Source organism: Vreelandella sp. 21 (assembly GCF_050995515.1).
GTDB classification, from domain to species: domain Bacteria; phylum Pseudomonadota; class Gammaproteobacteria; order Pseudomonadales; family Halomonadaceae; genus Vreelandella; species Vreelandella alkaliphila.
Genome location: NZ_CP194673.1, coordinates 3,318,667 through 3,341,128 on the forward strand (window position 1 = coordinate 3,318,667; position 22,462 = coordinate 3,341,128).

Genomic DNA, 22,462 nt, shown 5'->3' on the forward strand with positions numbered 1-22,462 from the left:
CTCCTTAGTCTTAATGCTTTTCCTTAGCATAGCTTACGCTACAACGCTTCCAGGGCATCGCTCAATTTATCAACAGGAATAACCTCCATTCCCTTCGGAGCCTGCTTAGGTGCGTTGCCGCGCGGAACAATTGCCCTTAGAAAACCGTGCTTAGCCGCTTCAGCAATGCGTTCTTGCCCACTGGGCACTGGCCGAATTTCTCCTGAAAGCCCCACTTCGCCAAACACCACTAGCTCTTTTGGCAGTGCACGATTTTGCAGACTGGACACCACGGCTAACAGCACCGCTAAGTCAGCACTGGTTTCGAGCACTTTCACTCCACCCACCACGTTAAGGAAAACATCTTGATCACCGGTAAACAGACCACCGTGGCGATTTAATACGGCTAGCAGCATGGCAAGTCGGTTTTGATCGACGCCAACGGCAACACGGCGAGGATTCCCCAGGGCAGACTCATCTACCAATGCCTGCACTTCCACGAGAATGGGCCGAGTGCCTTCCCACACCACCATGACCAAACTACCGGGTGCCTGCTCTTCTTGGCGTGAGAGGAAAATCGCGCTGGGGTTTTTAACCTCTTTCAGACCTTGCTCGAGCATTGCAAACACACCCAGCTCATTCACCGCGCCGAAGCGGTTTTTCTGGCCGCGGAGCGTTCTAAATCGAGAATCAGCTCCGCCCTCTAATAGCAACGAAGCATCAATCATATGCTCCAGCACTTTAGGACCAGCCAGCGTGCCATCTTTGGTCACATGTCCAACCAGCAAAAGAACCGTGTTCGTTTGCTTAGCGAAGCGTGTCAGCGCTGCCGCAGACTCCCGTACCTGGGCAACGCCCCCCGGCGCAGAGCTGATATCTTCCAGATGCATAGTCTGGATGGAGTCAATCACCAGAATCTCTGGCTTCTCCCGTTCAGACACCGCCAAGATGGTTTCTACACTGGTCTCGGCCAACATTTTCAAGCCATTAGTAGGCAGCTGTAAGCGGTGGGCGCGCATGGCGACTTGGGAAAGCGACTCCTCCCCAGTGACATATAGAATACGCCGCTGCTGGGCGAGCTTGCAGGCAGTTTGTAGAAGCAGTGTAGATTTACCAGCGCCTGGATTCCCCCCCAGTAACACAGCGGAACCCGGCACTAAGCCGCCACCCAGCACACGGTCAAACTCGGCAAAGGTCGAGGTAAGACGAGGAACCTCACTGAGATCCACATTACCAAGATCCACCACGTCTCGCGACAGGTCTCCAGCATAGCCCGCTCGTCCCGTCGCAGTACCACCTCCAGGTCGCGCACTGGCCAAACGAATCTCACTTAGCGTGTTCCACTCCTGGCAGCTGGAGCACTGGCCTTGCCACTTCCGATACTCTGCACCGCACTCGGTACATACAAAGGCACTCTTCGCTTTCGCCACCGCCATGTTGCTCCTGTTGATATCTTGATGTCGCCACTGAGATTTATGCATCAGATAGCTAGAAATGCAAAAGGCGGCCAATGGCCGCCTTTGAGCGTCGCTTCACACTTTATTGACGCTGTAACTGCAGCATCTCGCCATTCTCGAAACGACGACGCTCTGGGTCGATCAGCTCCAACGTGCGCTCACTGATACGCTGGAAGTAGTAAATCTGACCATCGCCATTCGGCGTTAATTCATAGACAGTAGCATCTGGATCAGACGGCGTGCCCGTCAACACTTCCCAGTTCCCTGCATAGTTTTCGTCTGGTGGTGTTTGTGGATGATTACGATAAGTGGCGTTTAACGTGAACGTCCGCTCTTCAGGAGCACTCATTTCTTCGCCTATCATCGTCACATCCAAGTCGATACCATCGCAGTTGCGGCAAGGCAGCGTACCTTGGTAATTGACTTGAGAAGCAGTCATTCCTGCATCTTCCCCCTGGCCCGTCGGGCCAGCTGCACAGCCCGCCAGCAGTGCCAACATAGCCGAGCCGGCTAGCAAACTCCTAAATTGCATTGAGTGTCTCCTTATCGTGTTGGACATACATTTCTTTCGCGCGCTTATGACAGCATAACCGCTACAAGGTGCGACGCCCACCCCCTTGCTTACTTGAATGCTTGCGCTCGGGCAGCCATCGGGTGACCATGGGGTATTAACATTAGGATAATCAGGTTACCCCCATGAGCCAATACTGGAGTCCAGCTGTTCGGGAGCTTACCCCCTATGTGCCAGGTGAGCAGCCCCGCGAACAGGTTATTAAACTCAACACCAATGAAAACCCTTACCCACCTGCGCCAGGGGTGAGCAAGGCGCTGCGCAATTATGCCACCGATCATTTGCGCTTGTATCCTGACCCTACCTCTTACGCATTGCGTACTGCGCTGGCTGAAAGCTATGGGGTTAGCGTGGCAGAAACCTTCGTCGGCAATGGGTCAGATGAAGTACTCGCGTTTGCGTTTCAGGCCTTCTTCTGCCATGACGCACCGCTGGATGTCCCCTCAATCACCTATAGCTTCTATCCTGTTTACGCCAATCTTTATGGCGTCACGCTTCGCAAACACCCACTAAATGCCCAGTGGGAAGTTGATATTGATGCCCTGGCGAGTGCATCAGAGCGCAGCGGCGTTATTTTTGCCAACCCAAACGCGCCGACTGGGCATGCGCACTCCCTCGAAACCATTGAAGCTCTGCTTAAGCGCGTGACAAACTGGGTTGTATTAATCGATGAGGCTTATGTTGATTTCGGCGCTGAAAGCGCTGTCACCTTAGTTGAGCGCTACCCTAACCTGCTAGTCACGGGAACGTTCTCTAAATCACGTAGCTTGGCTGGTTTACGCTTGGGCTATGCCATTGGCTCCCCTGAGCTGATTGATGGCCTCCAGCGGGTCAAGGACTCGTTTAATTCCTATCCAGTGGATAGCCTAGCGAGCCTCATCGGCATTGAAGCTCTGAAAGATGAAGAACACTTTAACGCTTGCCGAAATAATGTGATCACGACCCGTGAGCGCACACGTCAGCGACTTGAGCAGCTAGGTTTTGAAGTACTGCCTTCAAAGGCCAACTTCGTGCTTACCCAGCATCACGATTTTGAAGGCGCTCAGCTGTTTGCAGGCCTCCGCGAGCGAGGAGTTTTGGTACGTCACTTTAATACTGACGCGCTCAACAACTTCTTACGCATCACAATCGGTACAGATGATGAAATGGATAGTTTAATAGAGGCACTGGAAGCAATCTGCCGCTAATTCTCACATTTTCAAAGCATAAAAAAATCCCCCAAGGCATCAGCCCTGGGGGATTTTTTCGAATAGTCTATAACCAATAGCGCAAACAAAAAACCCAGCCGATGGGCTGGGTTTCTTGTTAAATAAGTGCCTGACGATGATCCGGGCGGCGTTCCGCTACTCTCCAGGGGAGACCCCTAAAAAGCAAAACCCCGACCAAATGGCCGGGGCTTCTCAATAAGTGCCTGACGATGACCTACTCTCGCATGGGGAGACCCCACACTACCATCGGCGCTAAGCGGTTTCACTTCTGAGTTCGGCATGGGATCAGGTGGTTCACGCGTGCTATGGTCGTCAGGCGTAACTTTTAATGCATATCATGCTGAACATGTCACTGATGTTTTGTGTCGTCTCTCGTCTCCTGTTACTGACAGGAAGCGCGTATCCGGTTTTCATTATCACTACGACCAGACCCCTTGGGTGTTATAGGGTCAAGCCTCACGGGCCATTAGTACACGTTAGCTCAACGCCTTGCAGCGCTTCCACACCGTGCCTATCAACCAGCTGGTCTCGCTGGGCCCTTCAGGAGGCTCTAGGCCTCAGGGATGTCTCATCTTGAAGGGGGCTTCCCGCTTAGATGCTTTCAGCGGTTATCCCGTCCGCACATAGCTACCCGGCAATGCCACTGGCGTGACAACCGGAACACCAGAGGTGCGTCCACTCCGGTCCTCTCGTACTAGGAGCAGCCCTTCTCAAACATCCAACGCCCACGGCAGATAGGGACCGAACTGTCTCACGACGTTCTAAACCCAGCTCGCGTACCACTTTAAATGGCGAACAGCCATACCCTTGGGACCGACTTCAGCCCCAGGATGTGATGAGCCGACATCGAGGTGCCAAACACCGCCGTCGATGTGAACTCTTGGGCGGTATCAGCCTGTTATCCCCGGAGTACCTTTTATCCGTTGAGCGATGGCCCTTCCATACAGAACCACCGGATCACTAGAACCTGCTTTCGCACCTGCTCGACGTGTCTGTCTCGCAGTCAAGCACCCTTATGCTCTTGCACTCACTGCACGATGTCCGACCGTGCTGAGGGTACCTTCGTGCTCCTCCGTTACTCTTTGGGAGGAGACCGCCCCAGTCAAACTACCCACCACACACTGTCCTCGATCCGGATAACGGACCTGAGTGAGAACGCCAATGATGCCAGGCTGGTATTTCAAGGTTGGCTCCCCTCGAACTGGCGTCCGAGATTCAAAGCCTCCCAGCTATCCTACACAGGCAACATCAGCGTCCAGTGTGAAGCTATAGTAAAGGTTCACGGGGTCTTTCCGTCTAGCCGCGGGTACACCGCATCTTCACGGCGATTTCAATTTCACTGAGTCTCGGGTGGAGACAGCGTGGCCATCATTACGCCATTCGTGCAGGTCGGAACTTACCCGACAAGGAATTTCGCTACCTTAGGACCGTTATAGTTACGGCCGCCGTTTACCGGGGCTTCAATCAAGAGCTTCGGACGAATCCTAACACCATCATTTAACCTTCCGGCACCGGGCAGGCGTCACACCCTATACGTCCGCTTGCGCGTTAGCAGAGTGCTGTGTTTTTACTAAACAGTTGCAGCCACCTGGTATCTTCGACCGGTTCGGGCTTAGAGAGCAAGTCTCGTCACCCTACGCCGGCGTGCCTTCTCCCGAAGTTACGGCACCATTTTGCCTAGTTCCTTCACCCGAGTTCTCTCAAGCGCCTTGGGATTCTCACCCTGACCACCTGTGTCGGTTTGGGGTACGGTCGCACATGATCTGAAGCTTAGAGGCTTTTCCTGGAAGCGTGGCATCAATGACTTCCTGACCGTAGTCAGTTCGTTTCGTGTCTCGGCCTTAAGGCATCCCGGATTTACCTAAGATACCAGCCTACTCACTTTCACCAGGACAACCAACGCCTGGCTCACCTAGCCTTCTCCGTCCCCCCATCGCAATCATGTCCGGTACAGGAATATTGACCTGTTTCCCATCGACTACGCCTTTCGGCCTCGCCTTAGGGGCCGACTCACTCTGCTCCGATTAGCGTCGAACAGAAACCCTTGGTCTTCCGGCGAGGGAGTTTTTCACTCCCTTTATCGTTACTCATGTCAGCATTCGCACTCGTGATACCTCCAGCAGACTTCTCAATCCACCTTCATCAGCTTACACGACGCTCCTCTACCGCTCACACATAGTGTGAACCCGTAGCTTCGGTACCTGGTTTAGCCCCGTTACATCTTCCGCGCAGGCCGACTCGACTAGTGAGCTATTACGCTTTCTTTAAAGGATGGCTGCTTCTAAGCCAACCTCCTAGCTGTCTGAGCCTTCCCACATCGTTTCCCACTTAACCAGGATTTCGGGACCTTAGCTGACGGTCTGGGTTGTTTCCCTTTTCACGACGGACGTTAGCACCCGCCGTGTGTCTCCCACGCTTGCACTCACCGGTATTCGGAGTTTGCCTCGGGTTGGTAAGTCGGGATGACCCCCTAGCCGAAACAGTGCTCTACCCCCGGCGGTGATACGTGAGGCGCTACCTAAATAGCTTTCGAGGAGAACCAGCTATCTCCGAGCTTGATTAGCCTTTCACTCCGATCCACAAGTCATCCAAATCTTTTTCAACAGATCCTGGTTCGGGCCTCCAGTTGATGTTACTCAACCTTCACCCTGCTCATGGATAGATCGCTCGGTTTCGGGTCTATATCCAGCGACTGTGTCGCCCAGTTAAGACTCGGTTTCCCTACGGCTCCCCTAAACGGTTAACCTCGCCACTGAATATAAGTCGCTGACCCATTATACAAAAGGTACGCAGTCACAGAACAAGTCTGCTCCTACTGCTTGTACGCACACGGTTTCAGGATCTATTTCACTCCCCTCTCCGGGGTTCTTTTCGCCTTTCCCTCACGGTACTGGTTCACTATCGGTCAGCCAGGAGTATTTAGCCTTGGAGGATGGTCCCCCCGTCTTCAGTCAAGGTTTCTCGTGCCCCGACCTACTCGATTTCACATGATCAGATTTTCGACTACGGGGCTATCACCCACTATGGCCGCGCTTCCCAGCGCATTCGCCTAATCAGTCACATGCTTAAGGGCTGGTCCCCGTTCGCTCGCCGCTACTAGGGGAATCTCGGTTGATTTCTTTTCCTCAGGGTACTTAGATGTTTCAGTTCCCCTGGTTCGCCTCTTACGCCTATATATTCAGCGCAAGATACTCATCTTATGATGAGTGGGTTTCCCCATTCAGAGATGCCCGGGTCACAGGTTGTTTGCCACCTCGCCGAGCCTTATCGCAGGCTTCCACGTCTTTCATCGCCTCTGGCTGCCTAGGCATCCACCGTGTGCGCTTCATTGCTTGACCCTATAACCCGAAGGAGTCTGGTGTCTCGCAATGATAACGATTGCCGGATACGCTTGAGACGTATCACAAAACAATTACGTATAAACGTTTTAAAAACGTTTATGTCAGCATGATATACATTGTTAAAGAGCGACTGCTATGCGCAGTGATAAGCGAGTGCTTTTTTCACGTTAAAAGAAAAAGAAAGGTCTTTAAAGAAGAGCTTAAAAAAGCTCTTTTCTCTTCTTTCAATATGAAGAAAACGCTTATCACTGCGTATCAACAGCATTCTGATCAGGTAATTCATTGTGAGCGCTTACCGCGAGGATGATGCATCGTTTAAGGAGGTGATCCAGCCGCAGGTTCCCCTACGGCTACCTTGTTACGACTTCACCCCAGTCATGAACCACACCGTGGTGATCGCTTTCCCGAAGGTTAAGCTAACCACTTCTGGTGCAGTCCACTCCCATGGTGTGACGGGCGGTGTGTACAAGGCCCGGGAACGTATTCACCGTGACATTCTGATTCACGATTACTAGCGATTCCGACTTCACGGAGTCGAGTTGCAGACTCCGATCCGGACTGAGACCGGCTTTTCGGGATTAGCTGACTCTCGCGAGCTCGCAACCCTTTGTACCGGCCATTGTAGCACGTGTGTAGCCCTACTCGTAAGGGCCATGATGACTTGACGTCGTCCCCACCTTCCTCCGGTTTGTCACCGGCAGTCTCCTTAGAGTTCCCGGCATTACCCGCTGGCAAATAAGGACAAGGGTTGCGCTCGTTACGGGACTTAACCCAACATTTCACAACACGAGCTGACGACAGCCATGCAGCACCTGTCTCTGCGTTCCCGAAGGCACCAAGTGATCTCTCACAAGTTCGCAGGATGTCAAGAGTAGGTAAGGTTCTTCGCGTTGCATCGAATTAAACCACATGCTCCACCGCTTGTGCGGGCCCCCGTCAATTCATTTGAGTTTTAACCTTGCGGCCGTACTCCCCAGGCGGTCGACTTATCGCGTTAACTTCGCCACAAAGTGCGCTAGGCACCCAACGGCTGGTCGACATCGTTTACGGCGTGGACTACCAGGGTATCTAATCCTGTTTGCTACCCACGCTTTCGCACCTCAGTGTCAGTGTCAGTCCAGAAGGCCGCCTTCGCCACTGGTATTCCTCCCGATCTCTACGCATTTCACCGCTACACCGGGAATTCTACCTTCCTCTCCTGCACTCTAGCTTGACAGTTCCGGATGCCGTTCCCAGGTTGAGCCCGGGGCTTTCACAACCGGCTTATCAAGCCACCTACGCGCGCTTTACGCCCAGTAATTCCGATTAACGCTTGCACCCTCCGTATTACCGCGGCTGCTGGCACGGAGTTAGCCGGTGCTTCTTCTGCGAGTGATGTCTTTCCTAATGGGTATTAACCACTAGGCGTTCTTCCTCGCTGAAAGTGCTTTACAACCCGAAGGCCTTCTTCACACACGCGGCATGGCTGGATCAGGCTTTCGCCCATTGTCCAATATTCCCCACTGCTGCCTCCCGTAGGAGTTCGGGCCGTGTCTCAGTCCCGATGTGGCTGATCATCCTCTCAGACCAGCTACGGATCGTTGCCTTGGTGAGCCATTACCTCACCAACTAGCTAATCCGACATAGGCTCATCCAATAGCGGGAGCCGGAGCCCCCTTTCTCCCGTAGGACGTATGCGGTATTAGCCTGGGTTTCCCCAGGTTATCCCCCACTATCGGGCAGATTCCTATGCATTACTCACCCGTCCGCCGCTCGTCAGCGGGTAGCAAGCTACCCCTGTTACCGCTCGACTTGCATGTGTTAGGCCTGCCGCCAGCGTTCAATCTGAGCCATGATCAAACTCTTCAGTTTAAAATCATTGTGATACTTACTCGTCACTCGAAAACGTAATGTTTACGAACAACAAAAGCGCATCAAACTTGGCTCAAGGTTCAAACGAATTCATTCAACTATCGTTTAAAAACTTACGTTTAAAAACTGTCGTTCTCATGACCGCTTGCCTTGATATTTGGTGATTTATCACCCTCATCGGCAAGCGCCCACATGAATTACCTGATCAAATTGTTAAAGAGCTGTTTTCGCTGCTGAACTTCCGAAGAAGCAACTGGCTAACCGATGAACTGGCTTGCCTTAGCGAGGAAGGCGTATTCTACGCATTTCCTGGTGTTTGTCAATCACTGTTTTGAGTGAGTGAAGCGAGTGAGCGAAGAAAGCGAAATAACGTTGCTTTCTGGCGTGGCCCGTTTCAAAAAGCGCTGGAAGACATCGCAGCGTATTGCTGCTGAGTTCTTCTAACTCTCTGACAAACCGAAGGTTTTCACCTTCATTCACCGCTGGTAACGCTGTGCGTCCCCGGCAGCGGATGCGTACTTTACGGATTCGCTGCCGACTTGGCAAGTGGTTTTTTGAGAAAATGTGAATAAACTTTAGCTTTTAGGCTTGGCCTTGCGCATAACGGCCAATACCGGGCCTGAGCACACATAAGCACCAAAAAGCAGTAGCAGCATTACAGATGGTTCCACTGAGATCATTACGAACCCTAGCACCACCGCTAGAAGCACAACAAAAGGTACAGGCTTTTTGAAATCGAGATCTTTAAAGCTGTAATAACGAATATTGCTAACCATGAGCACACCCGCAGCCCCTACAACAAACAGCATTAGCAGCTTAAAACCTACCGCATCCGCATCAAAACTATGGAAGGTCCACACACTTGCAGCCACTAAAGCGGCAGCGGATGGGCTTGGCAAGCCAATAAACCATTTCTTATCAACACTACCAATCTGGACATTAAAGCGCGCCAGACGCAGTGCAGCACAAGCCACATAAAGAAATGCCACCACCCAGCCAGTTTTACCGATGTCTTGTAAAATCCAGGTAAAGGCCACCAATGCAGGCGCCATACCGAACGAGATCATGTCGGAAAGACTATCGTACTCTGCGCCAAACTCGCTTTGGGTATTGGTCATACGGGCAACACGGCCATCAAGTCCGTCAAGCACCATGGCGATAAAAATTGCCACTGCTGCCGAAGTGAATTCTCCGTTAATGCCAGCTACCACCGCGAAGAACCCTGAAAACAGCGCAGACGTAGTAAACAAGTTAGGTAATAAGTAAATGCCTTTTCGGCGAATTTTCTTACCGTCCTCAACCGCTTCTTCAACCACTTCGGTTTCGCGCAAAAAAACGCTAGCCAGATCTTCATTACTTACGTTGTCATGACTTACGCTGCCATTACTTACCTTTTCGTGACTAGCGTCTTCTTGCTCTCCAGCACCACTAGCTTCTGTTTTCTGGCCTTCTTGAGGCGCTGACTGCGGGGCCTGTTTACGCTCTTGATCGCGAGCATCCTGGGTCATAAATATCATCCGTTTGAAGTGAAGTCACCAGCACAGTGATCTCTTTTCATTCTACACGGTGAAGCTAACTCAGCCAGTCAATTGCAGCATGCAACGCCAAACGCCTCGGGGCGCAACAATGTGCGCCCCGAAGCTTTAACTAGCGTACTAACACGCTAACCGCTTAGTTTTTCGATTTATCAACCAACTGGTTGGCAGCAATCCACGGCATCATGCCACGTAGCTTAGCGCCTACTTGCTCAATTTCGTGTTCAGCATTCAAGCGACGACGTGCCGTCATCGACGGGTAGTTAGTGTTGCCTTCCTGAATGAACATTTTGGCATACTCACCCGTTTGGATACGCTTGAGTGCATTGCGCATTGCGGCACGAGACTCATCGTTAATCACTTCAGGGCCAGTAACGTACTCACCGTACTCCGCATTGTTGGAGATGGAGTAGTTCATGTTGGCGATGCCGCCTTCGTACATCAGGTCAACAATCAGCTTAAGCTCATGCAGACACTCGAAGTAAGCCATTTCTGGCGCATAACCCGCTTCAGTCAGCGTTTCAAAGCCAGCTTTAACCAGCTCAACTGCGCCGCCACACAGAACTGCTTGCTCACCGAACAGATCTGTTTCGGTCTCATCTTTGAAGGTAGTTTCGATAATGCCGCTACGGCCACCACCAACGCCTGCCGCGTAGGAAAGCGCTAATTCTTTGGCATTACCAGACGCATCCTGGTGGATAGCGATCAGGTCAGGAATACCGCCACCTTTAACGAACTCAGAGCGTACCGTGTGTCCCGGTGCTTTCGGGGCGATCATGATGACATCAAGATCTTTACGCGGCTCGATTTGGTTGTAGTGGATATTAAAGCCATGAGCGAAGGCCAAGGTCGCGCCTTCTTTCAAGTTCGGCTCTACTTCTTGCTCGTAGATTGCTTTTTGATTCTCATCCGGCGCCAGAATCATGACAACGTCTGCGGTTTTGCACGCTTCTGGAACGCTTGCCACTTTCAGGCCTGCGGCTTCTGCTTTGGCGGCAGAGGAAGAACCTTTGCGCAGAGCAACCGTGACGTCGACGCCAGACTCTTTCAAGTTATTCGCATGGGCATGGCCTTGCGAACCATAACCAACAATAGTGACTTTCTTGGCTTGGATGAGGGATAGATCACAATCTTTATCGTAATAAACGTGCATAGCAAGACTCCAAAAATCGAATTTGATCAAAAAATGATCGTTATATAGGAATAATTTATATATGTCGTATCAGCGTTGATGGCCACCCGTGCCGTCTTTTGCAGCACTGGGCTTTGGCGTTGAGATCACTCTACGCCACCGCCACCATTGCGTAAAACGCTATATTTGCAACATACTATTTCTAATTATGAAACATCGATCTTAACAGTGGGCTTCCTATGGATTTTCGCTTATTAAAGCATGTGGTAACGCTGGCCGAGACGCTGCATTTTGGCCGCGCCAGCGAGCTTTGTCATATCAGCCCATCCACCTTAAGCCGCTCAATTCAGCAGGTTGAAGGCGAGCTAGGCACGCAACTATTTGAGCGCGACAATCGCCATGTCACGCTAACTCCTCAAGGCTTAGCGTTTCAGCGCTATGCAAAAGAGACCTTAGAGCAATGGGAAATGCAAAAGCGAACACTGGCCGCCACGGTGGCACAGCTGAGTGGCGAAATAAGCATTTACTGTTCGGTAACCGCGAGCTATAGCTTTCTCTACGAACTACTGAGTGATGTGCGTACTCGGCACCCTGGTATCGAATTAAAGCTGCATACCGGTGACCCCGCTGACGCCATGTCACGGGTACTGGAAGGCGCAGACGATATGGCCATTACCCCCCGTCCGCGAATTCCACCCAGCGCTCTGGCCTTTAAATCGCTTACCCGCTCGCCGCTGCTGTTTATTGGACCTACAGAAGCCCACGACTGGCTGCCAAGTCAGCCGGAAAGCTCAACAGCCGAGCAGTGGCGTGATGTTCCGATGATTCTTTCAGAGGCAGGGCCTTCAAGGGAGTACGCCAACACGTGGTTTAAGGCGATGGGTATAACGCCGCGCATTTATGCCCAAGTAGCTGGGCACGAAGCGATTGTGAGCATGGTGGGGCTGGGATTTGGCGTGGGCGTGGTACCCAAAATCGTGTTAGATAACAGCCCGCTGTCCGAACGTGTGCAAGTGCTCAGCGTAAAACCCGAGCTCCCCCACTACGATGTCGGAGTTTGCGTGCTTAACCGACGCCTCAAAAATCCGATGATTGACGCGTTTTGGGCGACTGTGACGCCGCGTTAACGCGTGCTTATAAGAACACAAAAAAAAAGCCGCCCTGATAAGGACGGCTTTTCCAACGGCTTACTCAGCTAGCATGCCGCGTTTACAACGATAGAACTTTATCGCCACGAGCGATACCGGACACCCCGGTACGCGCCACTTCGAGAATGCCTACCGGCGCCATGGCCTGTAGAAATGCATCCAACTTAGCAGCGTCACCGGTAATCTGAACGGTATACAGGCTTGGCGTTACGTCGACGATCTGCGCCCGGAAAATATCCACCGTACGCTTCACTTCATCGCGGGCAGCGCCTAACGCTTTTACTTTCACCAACATCAGCTCACGCTCAATGTGGTTACCTTCCGTCAGGTCGACCAGCTTCACCACATCAATCAGCTTATTCAGATGCTTGGTGATTTGCTCAATCACGCGGTCATCACCCACGGTGGTCACCGTCAGGCGTGACAGCGACGGGTCTTCGGTCGGTGCAACGTTCAGCGTTTCAATGTTGAAGTTACGCTGGGAGAACAGCCCGACCACACGTGACAGCGCACCCGGTTCGTTTTCCATCAGAATCGAGATGATATGACGCATCAGGTACGCTCCGTTTTAGACAGCAGCATGTCACGCATGGCACCCAACGGCACCTGCATCGGATAGACGTGCTCAAAGGGATCAACCTTCACATCCAGGAACACCAGCTCATGCTTGTCGGCAAAGGCGCGCTCTAGCGCCGGCTCCAACTCGTCAAGGGTATTCACGGTGATTGCGGTAAATCCGTAAGCCTCAATGAGCATGTGGAAGTCTGGCAGCGACTCCATATAGGAGTGCGCATGACGGGACTTGTAGTTCAAATCCTGCCACTGCCGCACCATGCCAAGCGATGCATTGTTGAGGTTTACAATTTTGACGCCCACGCCGTACTGCTTACAGGTAGAGAGCTCCTGCATCATCATCTGAAAGCTGCCTTCCCCTGTTACACACACGACATCGTCATCAGGGAAGTTCTGTTTGATACCCATGGCAGCCGGGAAGCCAAAGCCCATGGTGCCCAAACCACCCGAAGTGATCAGACGGTTAGGCTTATCAAACTTGTAGTACTGAGCAGCAAACATTTGGTGCTGGCCAACATCCGTCGTCACATAGGCTTCACCGCGAGTAACACGGCATAGCGCTTCGATAACTTCCTGTGGCTTCAACACTTCGCCTGGCTTAGAAGGCTCATATAGCTTGCCTTCACGCTCGGCGCGCCAGCCGTCAATCTTTTGCCACCACTCGGTCAGCGCTTCAGGCTGCGAAATTGACTGACCTTGAACCAGGCTGATCATTTCATTAATAACGCTAGACGCTGGCCCAACGATGGGCACATCTGCGCGTACGGTTTTAGATACCGAACTTGGGTCCACATCCACGTGAATGATTTTTGCCGTGGGGCAAAACTTCGACGTGTTGTTGGTCACTCGGTCATCAAAACGCGCGCCAATAGCGATAATCAAATCCGCATGGTGCATAGCCATATTGGACTCATACGAGCCGTGCATCCCTAACCAGCCCAGGCACTGCCGATCACTTTGCGGATAGGCGCCAATGCCCATCAGCGTCGTGGTAATGGGGAAGCCGAGCTGTTTGACCAAATCGGTCAACCCTTCGCTTGCCTTGCCAGTTACCACGCCACCGCCGGTATAGAACACCGGACGTTTGGCTTTCAGCATCATCTCAACGGCTTTTTTAATTTGCCCCGTATGCCCCCGGGTAACCGGGTTATAGGAGCGCATCTTGACCTTTTTCGGGTAGACGTACTCATAGCGCTCGGTCGGTGCTGTCATATCTTTAGGAATATCGACCACGACCGGACCCGGGCGGCCAGTCGCCGCGAGATAGAAGGCTTTTTTCAGCACTTCTGGAATCTCAGACGGATGCCGAATTGAGAAGCTGTGCTTCACGATGGGGCGAGTCACACCCACAATATCGGTTTCCTGGAAGGCATCGTCACCAATCAGGTGGCTCATGACCTGACCGCACAGCACGACCATTGGAATCGAATCCATATAGGCAGTCGCAATGCCGGTAACCGCATTGGTAGCACCAGGACCCGAGGTGACAAGCACCACGCCTGGTTTGCCCGCTGCACGAGCATAACCATCGGCTGCGTGAGTCGCTGCCTGTTCGTGACGCACAAGAATGTGCTTCACCTTGTCCTGGCGGAACAACGCATCGTAAATGTGCAGCGCCGCGCCGCCGGGATAACCATAAATGTACTCAACGCCCTCATCCTGCAAGAAGCGGGCGATCATATCTGCGCCGGAAAGCAGTTCCACTGTGTTTCTCCCCTGGAGGTCTCGAGTGCGATCCGCAGGACATCCTGCGGTGTCGAGTGCGGCGGTATGCCGCTGCCGGCCCATGCCGGCACCTGATGCCAAACCCTGGCATATGGCCCGGTTAGGGCCTGCACTCTCATCGGAAGCACCGGCATATCATCAAATACGCCAGTAGCTACCTTACACGACGGTTTGCCGTGTCGGGGCGTTGGCCAGGTCGGGCGGTTAGCCCAAGCCCGGAAGTCCTTCGGCGGGTAAAGGCTTTCGCCTACCCTTCGCGCGGGGATTAGGGGTTGCCCGTTGGTTCCGCGCCCGCAAATCAGGAACACACAAGATTCCATTAGCGCCCTCAGCCTGTCAACCTCCGATCAGGACAAACGCAACAAACGTCGCAGTTAGCCATTAAAAAAGCCCCGCTAGCAGAGCTAACGAGGCTTTTGCACTATTTCATTGCGCAGGCTTACTGAGGTTCATTGCGCAGGCTTGCTGAAGTTCATTGCGCAGGCTAGTTGAGGACGTGGGAATTTTAATTGCCCACGCGTAAATTACTCAAATACTAGCTTGCCTTCACTCGCACTGATATGAATAGTGTCGCCAGGGGCATATTTGCCCGCCAGCAGGTCTTGAGCCAATGGGTTCTCGATGCGGCTTTGGATCGCCCGCTTCAGCGGCCTTGCGCCATACACCGGGTCGAAACCGACCACCGCCAGCTGGGCCATGGCGTCATCGCTAATTTCCAGGCTCAGGTCATGCTCAGCCAAGCGAACTTTCAAACGCTCTAACTGAATACCGGCAATCGCCTGAATTTGCTCTTGGCCAAGGGCGTGGAACACCACCACCTCATCAATGCGGTTAATCAATTCAGGGCGGAAATGGTTACCCACCACTTCCATCACTGCATTTTTCATGACTTCGTAGTCGTTATCATCTCCACCCATGCGCTGGATGATGTCCGAGCCCATGTTAGAGGTCATCACGATCACCGTATTACGGAAATCGACTGTACGACCTTGCCCATCAGTTAAGCGGCCATCCTCCAACACTTGCAGCAGGATATTGAATACATCCGGATGCGCTTTTTCCACTTCGTCCAGTAACAGCACCGAGTAGGGCTTACGACGCACCGCCTCAGTTAAGTAGCCGCCCTCTTCATAACCTACATAGCCTGGGGGCGCACCAATCAAGCGAGCCACGGAGTGCTTCTCCATAAACTCCGACATGTCGATACGCACCATCGCCTCTTCAGTATCGAACAAGAAGTTAGCCAGCGACTTACATAGCTCTGTTTTACCCACCCCGGTTGGGCCGAGGAACAGGAACGAGCCGTTGGGTCGATTGGGGTCAGACAACCCTGCCCGCGAGCGGCGCACGGCGTTAGCCACGGCCTCTACCGCTTCATGCTGGCCAATCACTCGTTCATGCAGCGCTTCTTCCATGCGCAGTAGCTTGTCTCGCTCGCCTTCCAACATTTTGGAGACAGGTATGCCTGTCCAGCGAGAAACCACCTCGGCAATCTCTTCTTCGGTAACGTTTGAGCGCAGCAGCTGGTGGCTGGCAATATCAGCTTCGCCTTCACCCGCTTCGCTGATTTTCTTCTCAAGCGCCGGAATTTTGCCGTACTGAATCTCTGACATACGACCTAGGTCGCCCTGGCGACGCGCCTGTTCAAGGTCAATGCGCGCCTGCTCCAACTCCGCTTTAAACTGGGCTGCGCCTTGAATGCTGGCTTTTTCAGCTTTCCAGATTTCATCCAAGTCAGCGTATTCGCGCTCTAACTCGTGGATCTGGTTGTTCAGCGCCTCAAGGCGTTTCTTAGTGGCCTCGTCGGTCTCTTTCTTAAGCGCTTCGCGCTCCATCTTCAGCTGGATTAGGCGACGATCCAGCCTATCCATCTCTTCAGGCTTAGAGTCCAGTTCCATGCGGATACGTGACGCTGCCTCATCGATCAGGTCAATGGCTTTATCGGGCAACTGCCGATCAGTGATATAGCGGGTAGAGAGCTTGGCCGCGGCGATAATCGCCGAATCAGTAATATCCACGCCGTGGTGGACTTCGTAACGCTCTTTTAAACCGCGCAGAATAGCTACCGTGTCCTCTTCAGAGGGCTCATCGACCAACACCTTCTGGAAGCGACGCTCCAGCGCGGCGTCTTTTTCAATGTATTTGCGGTACTCATCCAGCGTGGTCGCCCCTACGCAGTGCAGTTCACCACGCGCCAGCGCGGGCTTAAGCATGTTGCCTGCATCCATCGCACCTTCAGCCTTACCCGCGCCCACCATGGTGTGCAGCTCATCAATAAACAGGATGACCCGGCCTTCTTCCTGGGAAAGCTCTTTTAGCACCGCTTTCAGACGTTCTTCAAACTCGCCACGGAATTTGGCGCCTGCCAGCAGTGAGCCCATATCCAAGGAAAGGACGCGTTTCTCTTTCAGGCCTTCAGGCACTTCACCGTTCACAATACGCTGAGCCAGCCCTTCAACAATGGCGGTTTTACCCACCCCTGGCTCACCGATCAGTACCGGGTTATTTTTGGTACGACGCTGCAGCACCTGAATCGTGCGGCGAATTTCATCATCACGACCAATCACGGGATCCAACTTGCCATCTAATGCACGCTGGGTTAGATCCATGGTGTATTTATTAAGCGCTTCGCGCTGGTCTTCGGCATTCGGGTCGTCGACCTTAGCACCACCGCGCAAGCTATTGATTGCGGCTTCCAGGGCCTTCCGGTTGAGCCCTGACTCTTTCATCAGTTTGGTGATCGCACTGTTCATTTCCAGTGCAGCCAGAAGTACCAATTCACTGGCAATGAACTGGTCGCCACGCTTCTGCGCTTCCCGGTCAGTTAAATTGAATAGTTTGATGAAGTCGCGAGATGGCTGAACGTCACCGTCGAACTGGCTTACTTTAGGTAAGTTATCTAGCTGCTTCTGCAAACCGTCGCGCAGGCGCGAGCTACTGCCCCCAGCTTTTTCAACCAGGGCTTTAATGCCAGTGTCTTTGGTATCGAGTAACGCAAGCAATAAGTGCGCGGGATCAAGCTGATTATGGCCGTGCCCAACCGCAAGGGATTGTGCCTCAGAAATAGCGGCCTGTAATTTGGCAGTAAATTTATCGAATCGCATGGAATTCCTCCTGGGGGTGCCGTGCGTTTGGACCCACGGTGTTTCCCAATAACTTGTCTTTAATGTGCTAAAAACGTTTAGCTTGACAAGTTTAATGGAGTCAGTTCCACGCATTTCAAGAGCTGTGCATAACAAGCTCGAAGGAATAACACTACTTAATTGATCCAGATCACACTTGCCATGCGTCCAGTGCTGCCATTGTCTCGGCGGTAGGAGTAAAAACGCGACTCGCAGGCCGTGCAGAAGTGGCCTCCGCTGATGTGATGAATACCCAGCGCTTCTAAACGAAAGCGCGCCAAGCGATAAAGATCCGCCATATAGTGACCAAGACGATAAGGGCTGTGGTCAAACGCTTCAGCGGTCTCAGGGTGTACCGCAACAAAGGCACCATACACTTCTGGTCCTACCTCAAATTGGGCATTCGAAATAGCCGGCCCGAGCCATACCAAAATGTCGTCAGGATCGCAGTTCATAGCGGCGACGGTCGCTTCCAGCACGCCACCCGCTAGCCCGCGCCAGCCCGCGTGGGCAACGGCTACCTGGGTCCCTTGGCGATTGCAGAACATCACCGGCAAGCAGTCTGCGGTTAGCACCACACAAGCATAGTCGTTGCTGCTGGCAACCGAGGCGTCTGCTTCCGGCGTATCGTCTTGATACGCCTGCTGAACGCGTGCGCCATGGGTTTGGTTAAGCCACAGCAGCGGCCGATCATCGCCGATTTCTTTGTGCAACAAACGCCGACATAGCGCGACATGATCAGCATTATCGCCTACGTGGCTCGCTGGATTAAAAGCGGCAAAATCATCCTGGCTCGGCCCTGTTTCCCGAGTGGTCACAAACGCCCGCACATTCGCGGGGGCTGGCCAATCAGGTAACAGTAGCGTGGGCTTTAGATCAATCGCGTCGCTCATCTCATGGTCTCACTATCTTCGCGCAGGTAATCCAACAACATCAGTAGATCATCAGGCAAGTCGGCATGAAAAGTAAGCGTTTCACCACTCACCGGATGCACAAAACTGAGCTTCCGAGCATGCAGCGCCTGACGCGGAAATTCACGCAAAATCTCTTTTAACGGCGCAGCAGCACCCGGCGGCAGCTTAGCACGGCCACTATAGAGCGGATCGCCAATCAATGGGTAGCGGGCATGAGCCATATGAACGCGAATTTGATGGGTACGCCCGGTTTCCAACTGGCAACGCACATGGGTATGCGCGCGGAAACGCTCAACCACCCGAAAGTGAGTCACTGCTGGTTTCCCAGAAGCCGTGACCGCTTGGCGCTTACGGTCTTTTGGGTGCCGACCAATGGGCGCGTCAATGGTGCTGCCCGACACGGGCTTGCCAATCACCACTGCATCATATTGACGAGAAACGCTGCGCGCCTGCAACTGCTCAACCAGCGTCGTTTGTGCGGGCAACGTTTTCGCCACCATCATTAGACCAGTGGTGTCTTTATCCAGGCGATGTACGATTCCCGCCCGAGGCACTTCTGCCAGTGCAGGATGATGATGGAGCAACGCATTCAACAATGTGCCATCAGGGTTGCCCGCGGCGGGATGAACCACCATGCCCGCGGCTTTGTTGATGACTATTACCGCGTCGTCTTCATAAACGATATCAAGCGGAATATCTTGGGGCTCAAAACGAGTATCGTCTTCAATAGTCGCTTTAAGCGCTAATATTTCGTGGCCGTGCAGCTTGGCCTTCGGTTTTACTTTAGCGCCGTCGACGGTGAGCTCACCGGCGTTGATCCACGCTTTCAAACGCTCGCGGGAATAATCGCTGAACAACTCAGCTGCGGCTTGGTCTAAACGCGCGCCAGCTAATGTCGCGGGTACTCGCTGCGTGGCTTCAACAATACGAGACATGAACAACCTCTTTAAGACGCAAACACCGCGGCTACCCTATAATGCTTTTTAACTCTTCAAACGGCATTAGAGTGTCGCTAAGCCTGCGTTTTGCGTCTAGGTGATTTATAGTGGGCGAACTGCGACCTATTCTACCATTTCTACTTATGGCCATCGTCGCTTTTCGGTGATTGAGGCTTGTTTGCAACGAGGATGATGATGCGCGCTTTTTCCGCTGCCAACCGCTTTGGCGTTCTAGCCTTAAGCCTTGCCCTTTTGGCAGGCTGTGCCAGTAACGACACCACACCTGAAGAAGAGGATGAATTCTCAGGTGTGCAAGAACGCGAGCTCTATGAGCTTGCCCGCACAGCGCTGGATAGCAACCGTTTCCCAATTGCCATTGAGCGACTGGAAGCGCTTGATACCCGCTACCCATTTGGCCCCCATGCCGAACAAGCTCAGCTTGAGCTAATTTATGCTTACTACGAAAACAGCAACTGGGAAGAGGCACGCGCCGCTGCCAGCCGCTTTATTCGCTTGCACCCTGATCACCCTCAAGTGGATTACGCCTACTACCTGCGCGGCCTTTCCGCTTGGCAAGCAGGGCGATTTAGCCTTGAACGCTTGCGCCTGATTGATATTTCTAAGCGTGACTTGGGTGCTTCACGGGATGCTTACAACGACTTCCGCGAATTGATTCAGCGCTTTCCCCAAAGCGAATATGCCCCGGATGCCCAGCAACGCATTGTGTATCTGCGTGAGTTGCTGGCACGCCATGAACTGCACGTGGCCGACTACTACTTGCGTCGCGGTGCCTTCCTGGCCGCCGTTGAACGAGGTCGCTGGGTGATTGAAAACTATCCGGAGTCCAACGCAACGCGTGACGCGCTGGCAACCATGGTAGAAGGCTATCAAGGGCTTGGTATGGACGATCGCGCCAATGAAGTACTTGTCGTTCTGCGAGAAAATGCGCCAGACCATGAGCAGCTACGAGGCAATCGCTTTATGCCCAAACATGGTAACGCAGATAATTAATAGCCGTTTTAGGTAGCCTTGACTCATACAGAGCTGTACAAAGTGCTTATCAAAAAACCACGCCTCGGCGTGGTTTTTTTGTTTCACCTACAAAAAACTTTTACTTACATGATGTTAACAAAATAAAAAAACCTCTATATCTAAAAATAAGTTGTACAAAAATTATACAAAGAACTATATTTCTTTCACCTTAATAATAAAGCACCTGCTTGGAGTTCATTGGATGCCCGCCCCCAAATCTTGGTTTTCAGAAACCAATATCAGCACCCGTCTCACATTTGCTTTTTCTACCCTGCTTGCATTACTTGTTCTTTTAACAGCTATCGGTATTTATCAAGTTAACCAAATTGACCGTGGATTGACGTCAATTAATGACGTGAACGGCGCTAAACAGCGCTTCGCAGTTGATATGCGCGGCAGTGTTCACGACCGTGCCATTGCGCTACGCGACATCGTTATGACGACGGATGCCAGCCGCCTGACGACACTAAATGAAGAGATGAGAAGGCTAGCTGCCAACTACGATACAGCGATTGAAAGCATGCAGCAGGTCATGGGCGAAACCGATACAACGCCCCAAGAGCAAAGCATTCTTTCTACTATCAACAATCAATCAGAAACCACCCAAGCGCTTACCCAGCAAGTGCTCGATGCCAACACTGCTAACGCCCTTAGTCGCGCTCAAACCTTGACGCTAGAGCAAGCTGGCCCGGCCTATGCCGAGTGGCTTAACCGCATCAATCAATTTATCAACCTGCAGGAACAGATTAATAACGCTTCCACCGCCGCTGCTCGTAGCACCGCATCAGGGTTTCAACTACAAATGCTGGGGCTGACACTGTTTGCCGTGTTGATAGGCGGGGCGATTGCGATATTTCTAACACGTCAGTTGCTTCGCGAATTAGGCGCAGAGCCCCGTCAAGTGAAAGTGTTTGCGGAAGCTATCGGGCGCGGCGAACTGACAACTCAACCGTACCTCAAGAAAGGCGATACCAGCAGTATCATGGCATCACAAGTAGCGATGTCTAAACAACTGCAAGCCATCGTATCGCAAGTTCGTTCATCAGCCGAGGCGGTGGCATCCAATAGTGAACAAATTGCGGAAGGAAATAATGACCTATCGTCGCGCACGGAAGAACAGGCCAGCGCACTAGCAGAAACAGCATCAGCAATGGAGCAACTCAACAGCACGGTCAAACTCAACGCAGACAATTCACAGCAAGCCAGCCAGGAAGCCGCCAGTGCTTCAACAACCGCAATCCAAGGCGGCGAAGCCGTGCATCAAGTAGTCGCTACCATGAACGACCTCAACAAAAGCTCGCAAGAAATCGCCGGCATTATTTCAACCATTGATGCCATTGCTTTTCAAACCAACATTCTTGCCTTGAATGCCTCTGTAGAAGCTGCTCGGGCTGGGGAGCATGGTCGTGGATTTGCCGTGGTTGCAGAGGAAGTTCGTAAACTCGCGCAACGCAGCGCTGATGCCGCAAGAGAAATAAACGATTTGATTTCTAATAACTTGGAGCGGGTCAATCATGGCAACGCACGCGCTGAAGAGGCCAGCAAATCAACCGAAGATATTGTGGCAGCGATTGAGCGAGTGACCAAGATTATGCAGGAAATTAGTCATGCTAGCGCTGAACAGAGTACTGGTGTACAAGAAGTTGGCCAAGCGATCACCGAGATGGATCAAGTGACCCAGCAAAACGCTGCGCTTGTGGAAGAGAGCGCAAATGCTGCGAATCATTTACGCCAAAACGCACACCAACTGTTACATGCTATGAGCGTTTTCAAGTTACCAGCCAGCCAACAACATGCTCATGCGCAAACAGTGACAAGCACCCGCCAGACACAAAATCCGGCGACGAATAACGCTCCAAGCTTAACAGCCTTAAAGCGCCAACCCGCCGAATCTGCGTGGGACAGTTTTTAAGTCAATCGAGCAAACGCTGACGCT

Annotated in this window: 13 protein-coding genes and 3 rRNA genes; 4 read left to right on the forward strand and 12 right to left on the reverse strand. The window is 52.5% G+C overall.

The genetic code is table 11. From position 1 onward, the window contains the following. Window positions 1-38 precede the first annotated feature (38 nt). Window positions 39-1,409, reverse strand: a complete 1,371-nt coding sequence (radA, locus tag ACN06F_RS15175) for a DNA repair protein RadA (RefSeq protein ID WP_038478312.1) — start codon at window positions 1,407-1,409, stop codon at window positions 39-41. 109 nt (window positions 1,410-1,518) lie between these two features. Beyond that, window positions 1,519-1,968 carry a copper resistance protein NlpE N-terminal domain-containing protein gene (locus ACN06F_RS15180; RefSeq protein ID WP_038478315.1) on the reverse strand — a complete coding sequence of 150 codons (450 nt, stop codon included), beginning with the start codon at window positions 1,966-1,968 and terminating at the stop codon, window positions 1,519-1,521. A gap of 164 nt (window positions 1,969-2,132) precedes the next feature. Between ACN06F_RS15180 and hisC the strand changes: the two genes are divergently transcribed. Continuing rightward, window positions 2,133-3,194 carry a histidinol-phosphate transaminase gene (hisC, locus tag ACN06F_RS15185; protein ID WP_433924203.1) on the forward strand — a complete coding sequence of 354 codons (1,062 nt, stop codon included), beginning with the start codon at window positions 2,133-2,135 and terminating at the stop codon, window positions 3,192-3,194. 222 nt (window positions 3,195-3,416) lie between these two features. On the opposite strand, the gene rrf is transcribed toward hisC, so the two are convergent. The 5 genes from rrf to ilvC form a co-directional block, all read right to left on the reverse strand. Beyond that, a 5S ribosomal RNA gene (gene rrf / locus ACN06F_RS15190) occupies window positions 3,417-3,532 on the reverse strand. A gap of 128 nt (window positions 3,533-3,660) precedes the next feature. Further along, window positions 3,661-6,553: ribosomal RNA gene (locus ACN06F_RS15195) — 23S ribosomal RNA — on the reverse strand. A gap of 319 nt (window positions 6,554-6,872) precedes the next feature. Continuing rightward, window positions 6,873-8,407, reverse strand: a 16S ribosomal RNA gene (locus tag ACN06F_RS15200). The 16S, 23S and 5S rRNA genes sit together here, the layout of an rRNA operon. Before the next feature lie 575 nt (window positions 8,408-8,982). After that, window positions 8,983-9,915, reverse strand: coding sequence for a CDP-diacylglycerol--serine O-phosphatidyltransferase (pssA, locus tag ACN06F_RS15205; protein ID WP_433924204.1), 933 nt, complete (start codon window positions 9,913-9,915; stop codon window positions 8,983-8,985). A 163-nt stretch (window positions 9,916-10,078) separates the two neighbouring features. Further along, window positions 10,079-11,095 carry a ketol-acid reductoisomerase gene (gene ilvC, locus ACN06F_RS15210; RefSeq protein WP_016916053.1) on the reverse strand — a complete coding sequence of 339 codons (1,017 nt, stop codon included), beginning with the start codon at window positions 11,093-11,095 and terminating at the stop codon, window positions 10,079-10,081. A gap of 218 nt (window positions 11,096-11,313) precedes the next feature. Between ilvC and ilvY the strand changes: the two genes are divergently transcribed. Beyond that, window positions 11,314-12,201, forward strand: a complete 888-nt coding sequence (gene ilvY, locus ACN06F_RS15215; protein ID WP_433924205.1) for an HTH-type transcriptional activator IlvY — start codon at window positions 11,314-11,316, stop codon at window positions 12,199-12,201. An 82-nt stretch (window positions 12,202-12,283) separates the two neighbouring features. Here the strand turns inward: ilvY and ilvN are convergent, their stop codons facing one another. The 5 genes from ilvN to rluD form a co-directional block, all read right to left on the reverse strand. Further along, window positions 12,284-12,775, reverse strand: a complete 492-nt coding sequence (gene ilvN / locus ACN06F_RS15220) for an acetolactate synthase small subunit (protein WP_027336791.1) — start codon at window positions 12,773-12,775, stop codon at window positions 12,284-12,286. Then, window positions 12,775-14,499: an acetolactate synthase 3 large subunit gene (locus ACN06F_RS15225; RefSeq protein ID WP_038478332.1), complete on the reverse strand. Its 1,725-nt coding sequence runs from the start codon at window positions 14,497-14,499 to the stop codon at window positions 12,775-12,777. The genes ilvN and ACN06F_RS15225 overlap by 1 nt, the downstream gene beginning before the upstream one ends. Before the next feature lie 545 nt (window positions 14,500-15,044). Then, entirely contained in the window at window positions 15,045-17,624 is a 2,580-nt protein-coding gene (gene clpB / locus ACN06F_RS15230) for an ATP-dependent chaperone ClpB (RefSeq protein WP_038478334.1), read from the reverse strand. A 155-nt stretch (window positions 17,625-17,779) separates the two neighbouring features. Continuing rightward, entirely contained in the window at window positions 17,780-18,535 is a 756-nt protein-coding gene (pgeF, locus tag ACN06F_RS15235) for a peptidoglycan editing factor PgeF (RefSeq protein ID WP_038478337.1), read from the reverse strand. After that, window positions 18,532-19,491, reverse strand: coding sequence for a 23S rRNA pseudouridine(1911/1915/1917) synthase RluD (gene rluD / locus ACN06F_RS15240; RefSeq protein WP_089040762.1), 960 nt, complete (start codon window positions 19,489-19,491; stop codon window positions 18,532-18,534). Before rluD ends, pgeF begins: the two co-directional genes overlap by 4 nt. Window positions 19,492-19,689: 198 nt before the next feature. Here rluD and ACN06F_RS15245 point away from each other — a divergent pair, with 198 nt between their 5' ends. Further along, a complete protein-coding gene (locus tag ACN06F_RS15245) occupies window positions 19,690-20,505 on the forward strand; it encodes an outer membrane protein assembly factor BamD (RefSeq protein WP_038478342.1) in 816 nt (271 codons plus the stop codon). A 223-nt stretch (window positions 20,506-20,728) separates the two neighbouring features. Continuing rightward, on the forward strand, window positions 20,729-22,438 hold the full coding sequence (locus ACN06F_RS15250) for a methyl-accepting chemotaxis protein (RefSeq protein ID WP_433924206.1): 1,710 nt from the start codon (window positions 20,729-20,731) through the stop codon (window positions 22,436-22,438). Window positions 22,439-22,462: the final 24 nt, after the last annotated feature.

Bases quoted from the DNA above. Each gene is read 5' to 3' on its own strand.
- ACN06F_RS15180 (WP_038478315.1), bottom strand. From the start codon at position 1,968: ATGCAATTTAGGAGTTTGCTAGCCGGCTCGGCTATGTTGGCACTGCTG.
- hisC (WP_433924203.1), top strand. From the start codon at position 2,133: ATGAGCCAATACTGGAGTCCAGCTGTTCGGGAGCTTACCCCCTATGTG.
- pssA (WP_433924204.1), bottom strand. From the start codon at position 9,915: ATGACCCAGGATGCTCGCGATCAAGAGCGTAAACAGGCCCCGCAGTCA.
- ilvC (WP_016916053.1), bottom strand. From the start codon at position 11,095: ATGCACGTTTATTACGATAAAGATTGTGATCTATCCCTCATCCAAGCC.
- ilvY (WP_433924205.1), top strand. From the start codon at position 11,314: ATGGATTTTCGCTTATTAAAGCATGTGGTAACGCTGGCCGAGACGCTG.
- ilvN (WP_027336791.1), bottom strand. From the start codon at position 12,775: ATGCGTCATATCATCTCGATTCTGATGGAAAACGAACCGGGTGCGCTG.
- clpB (WP_038478334.1), bottom strand. From the start codon at position 17,624: ATGCGATTCGATAAATTTACTGCCAAATTACAGGCCGCTATTTCTGAG.
- pgeF (WP_038478337.1), bottom strand. From the start codon at position 18,535: ATGAGCGACGCGATTGATCTAAAGCCCACGCTACTGTTACCTGATTGG.
- rluD (WP_089040762.1), bottom strand. From the start codon at position 19,491: ATGTCTCGTATTGTTGAAGCCACGCAGCGAGTACCCGCGACATTAGCT.
- ACN06F_RS15245 (WP_038478342.1), top strand. From the start codon at position 19,690: ATGCGCGCTTTTTCCGCTGCCAACCGCTTTGGCGTTCTAGCCTTAAGC.
- ACN06F_RS15250 (WP_433924206.1), top strand. From the start codon at position 20,729: ATGCCCGCCCCCAAATCTTGGTTTTCAGAAACCAATATCAGCACCCGT.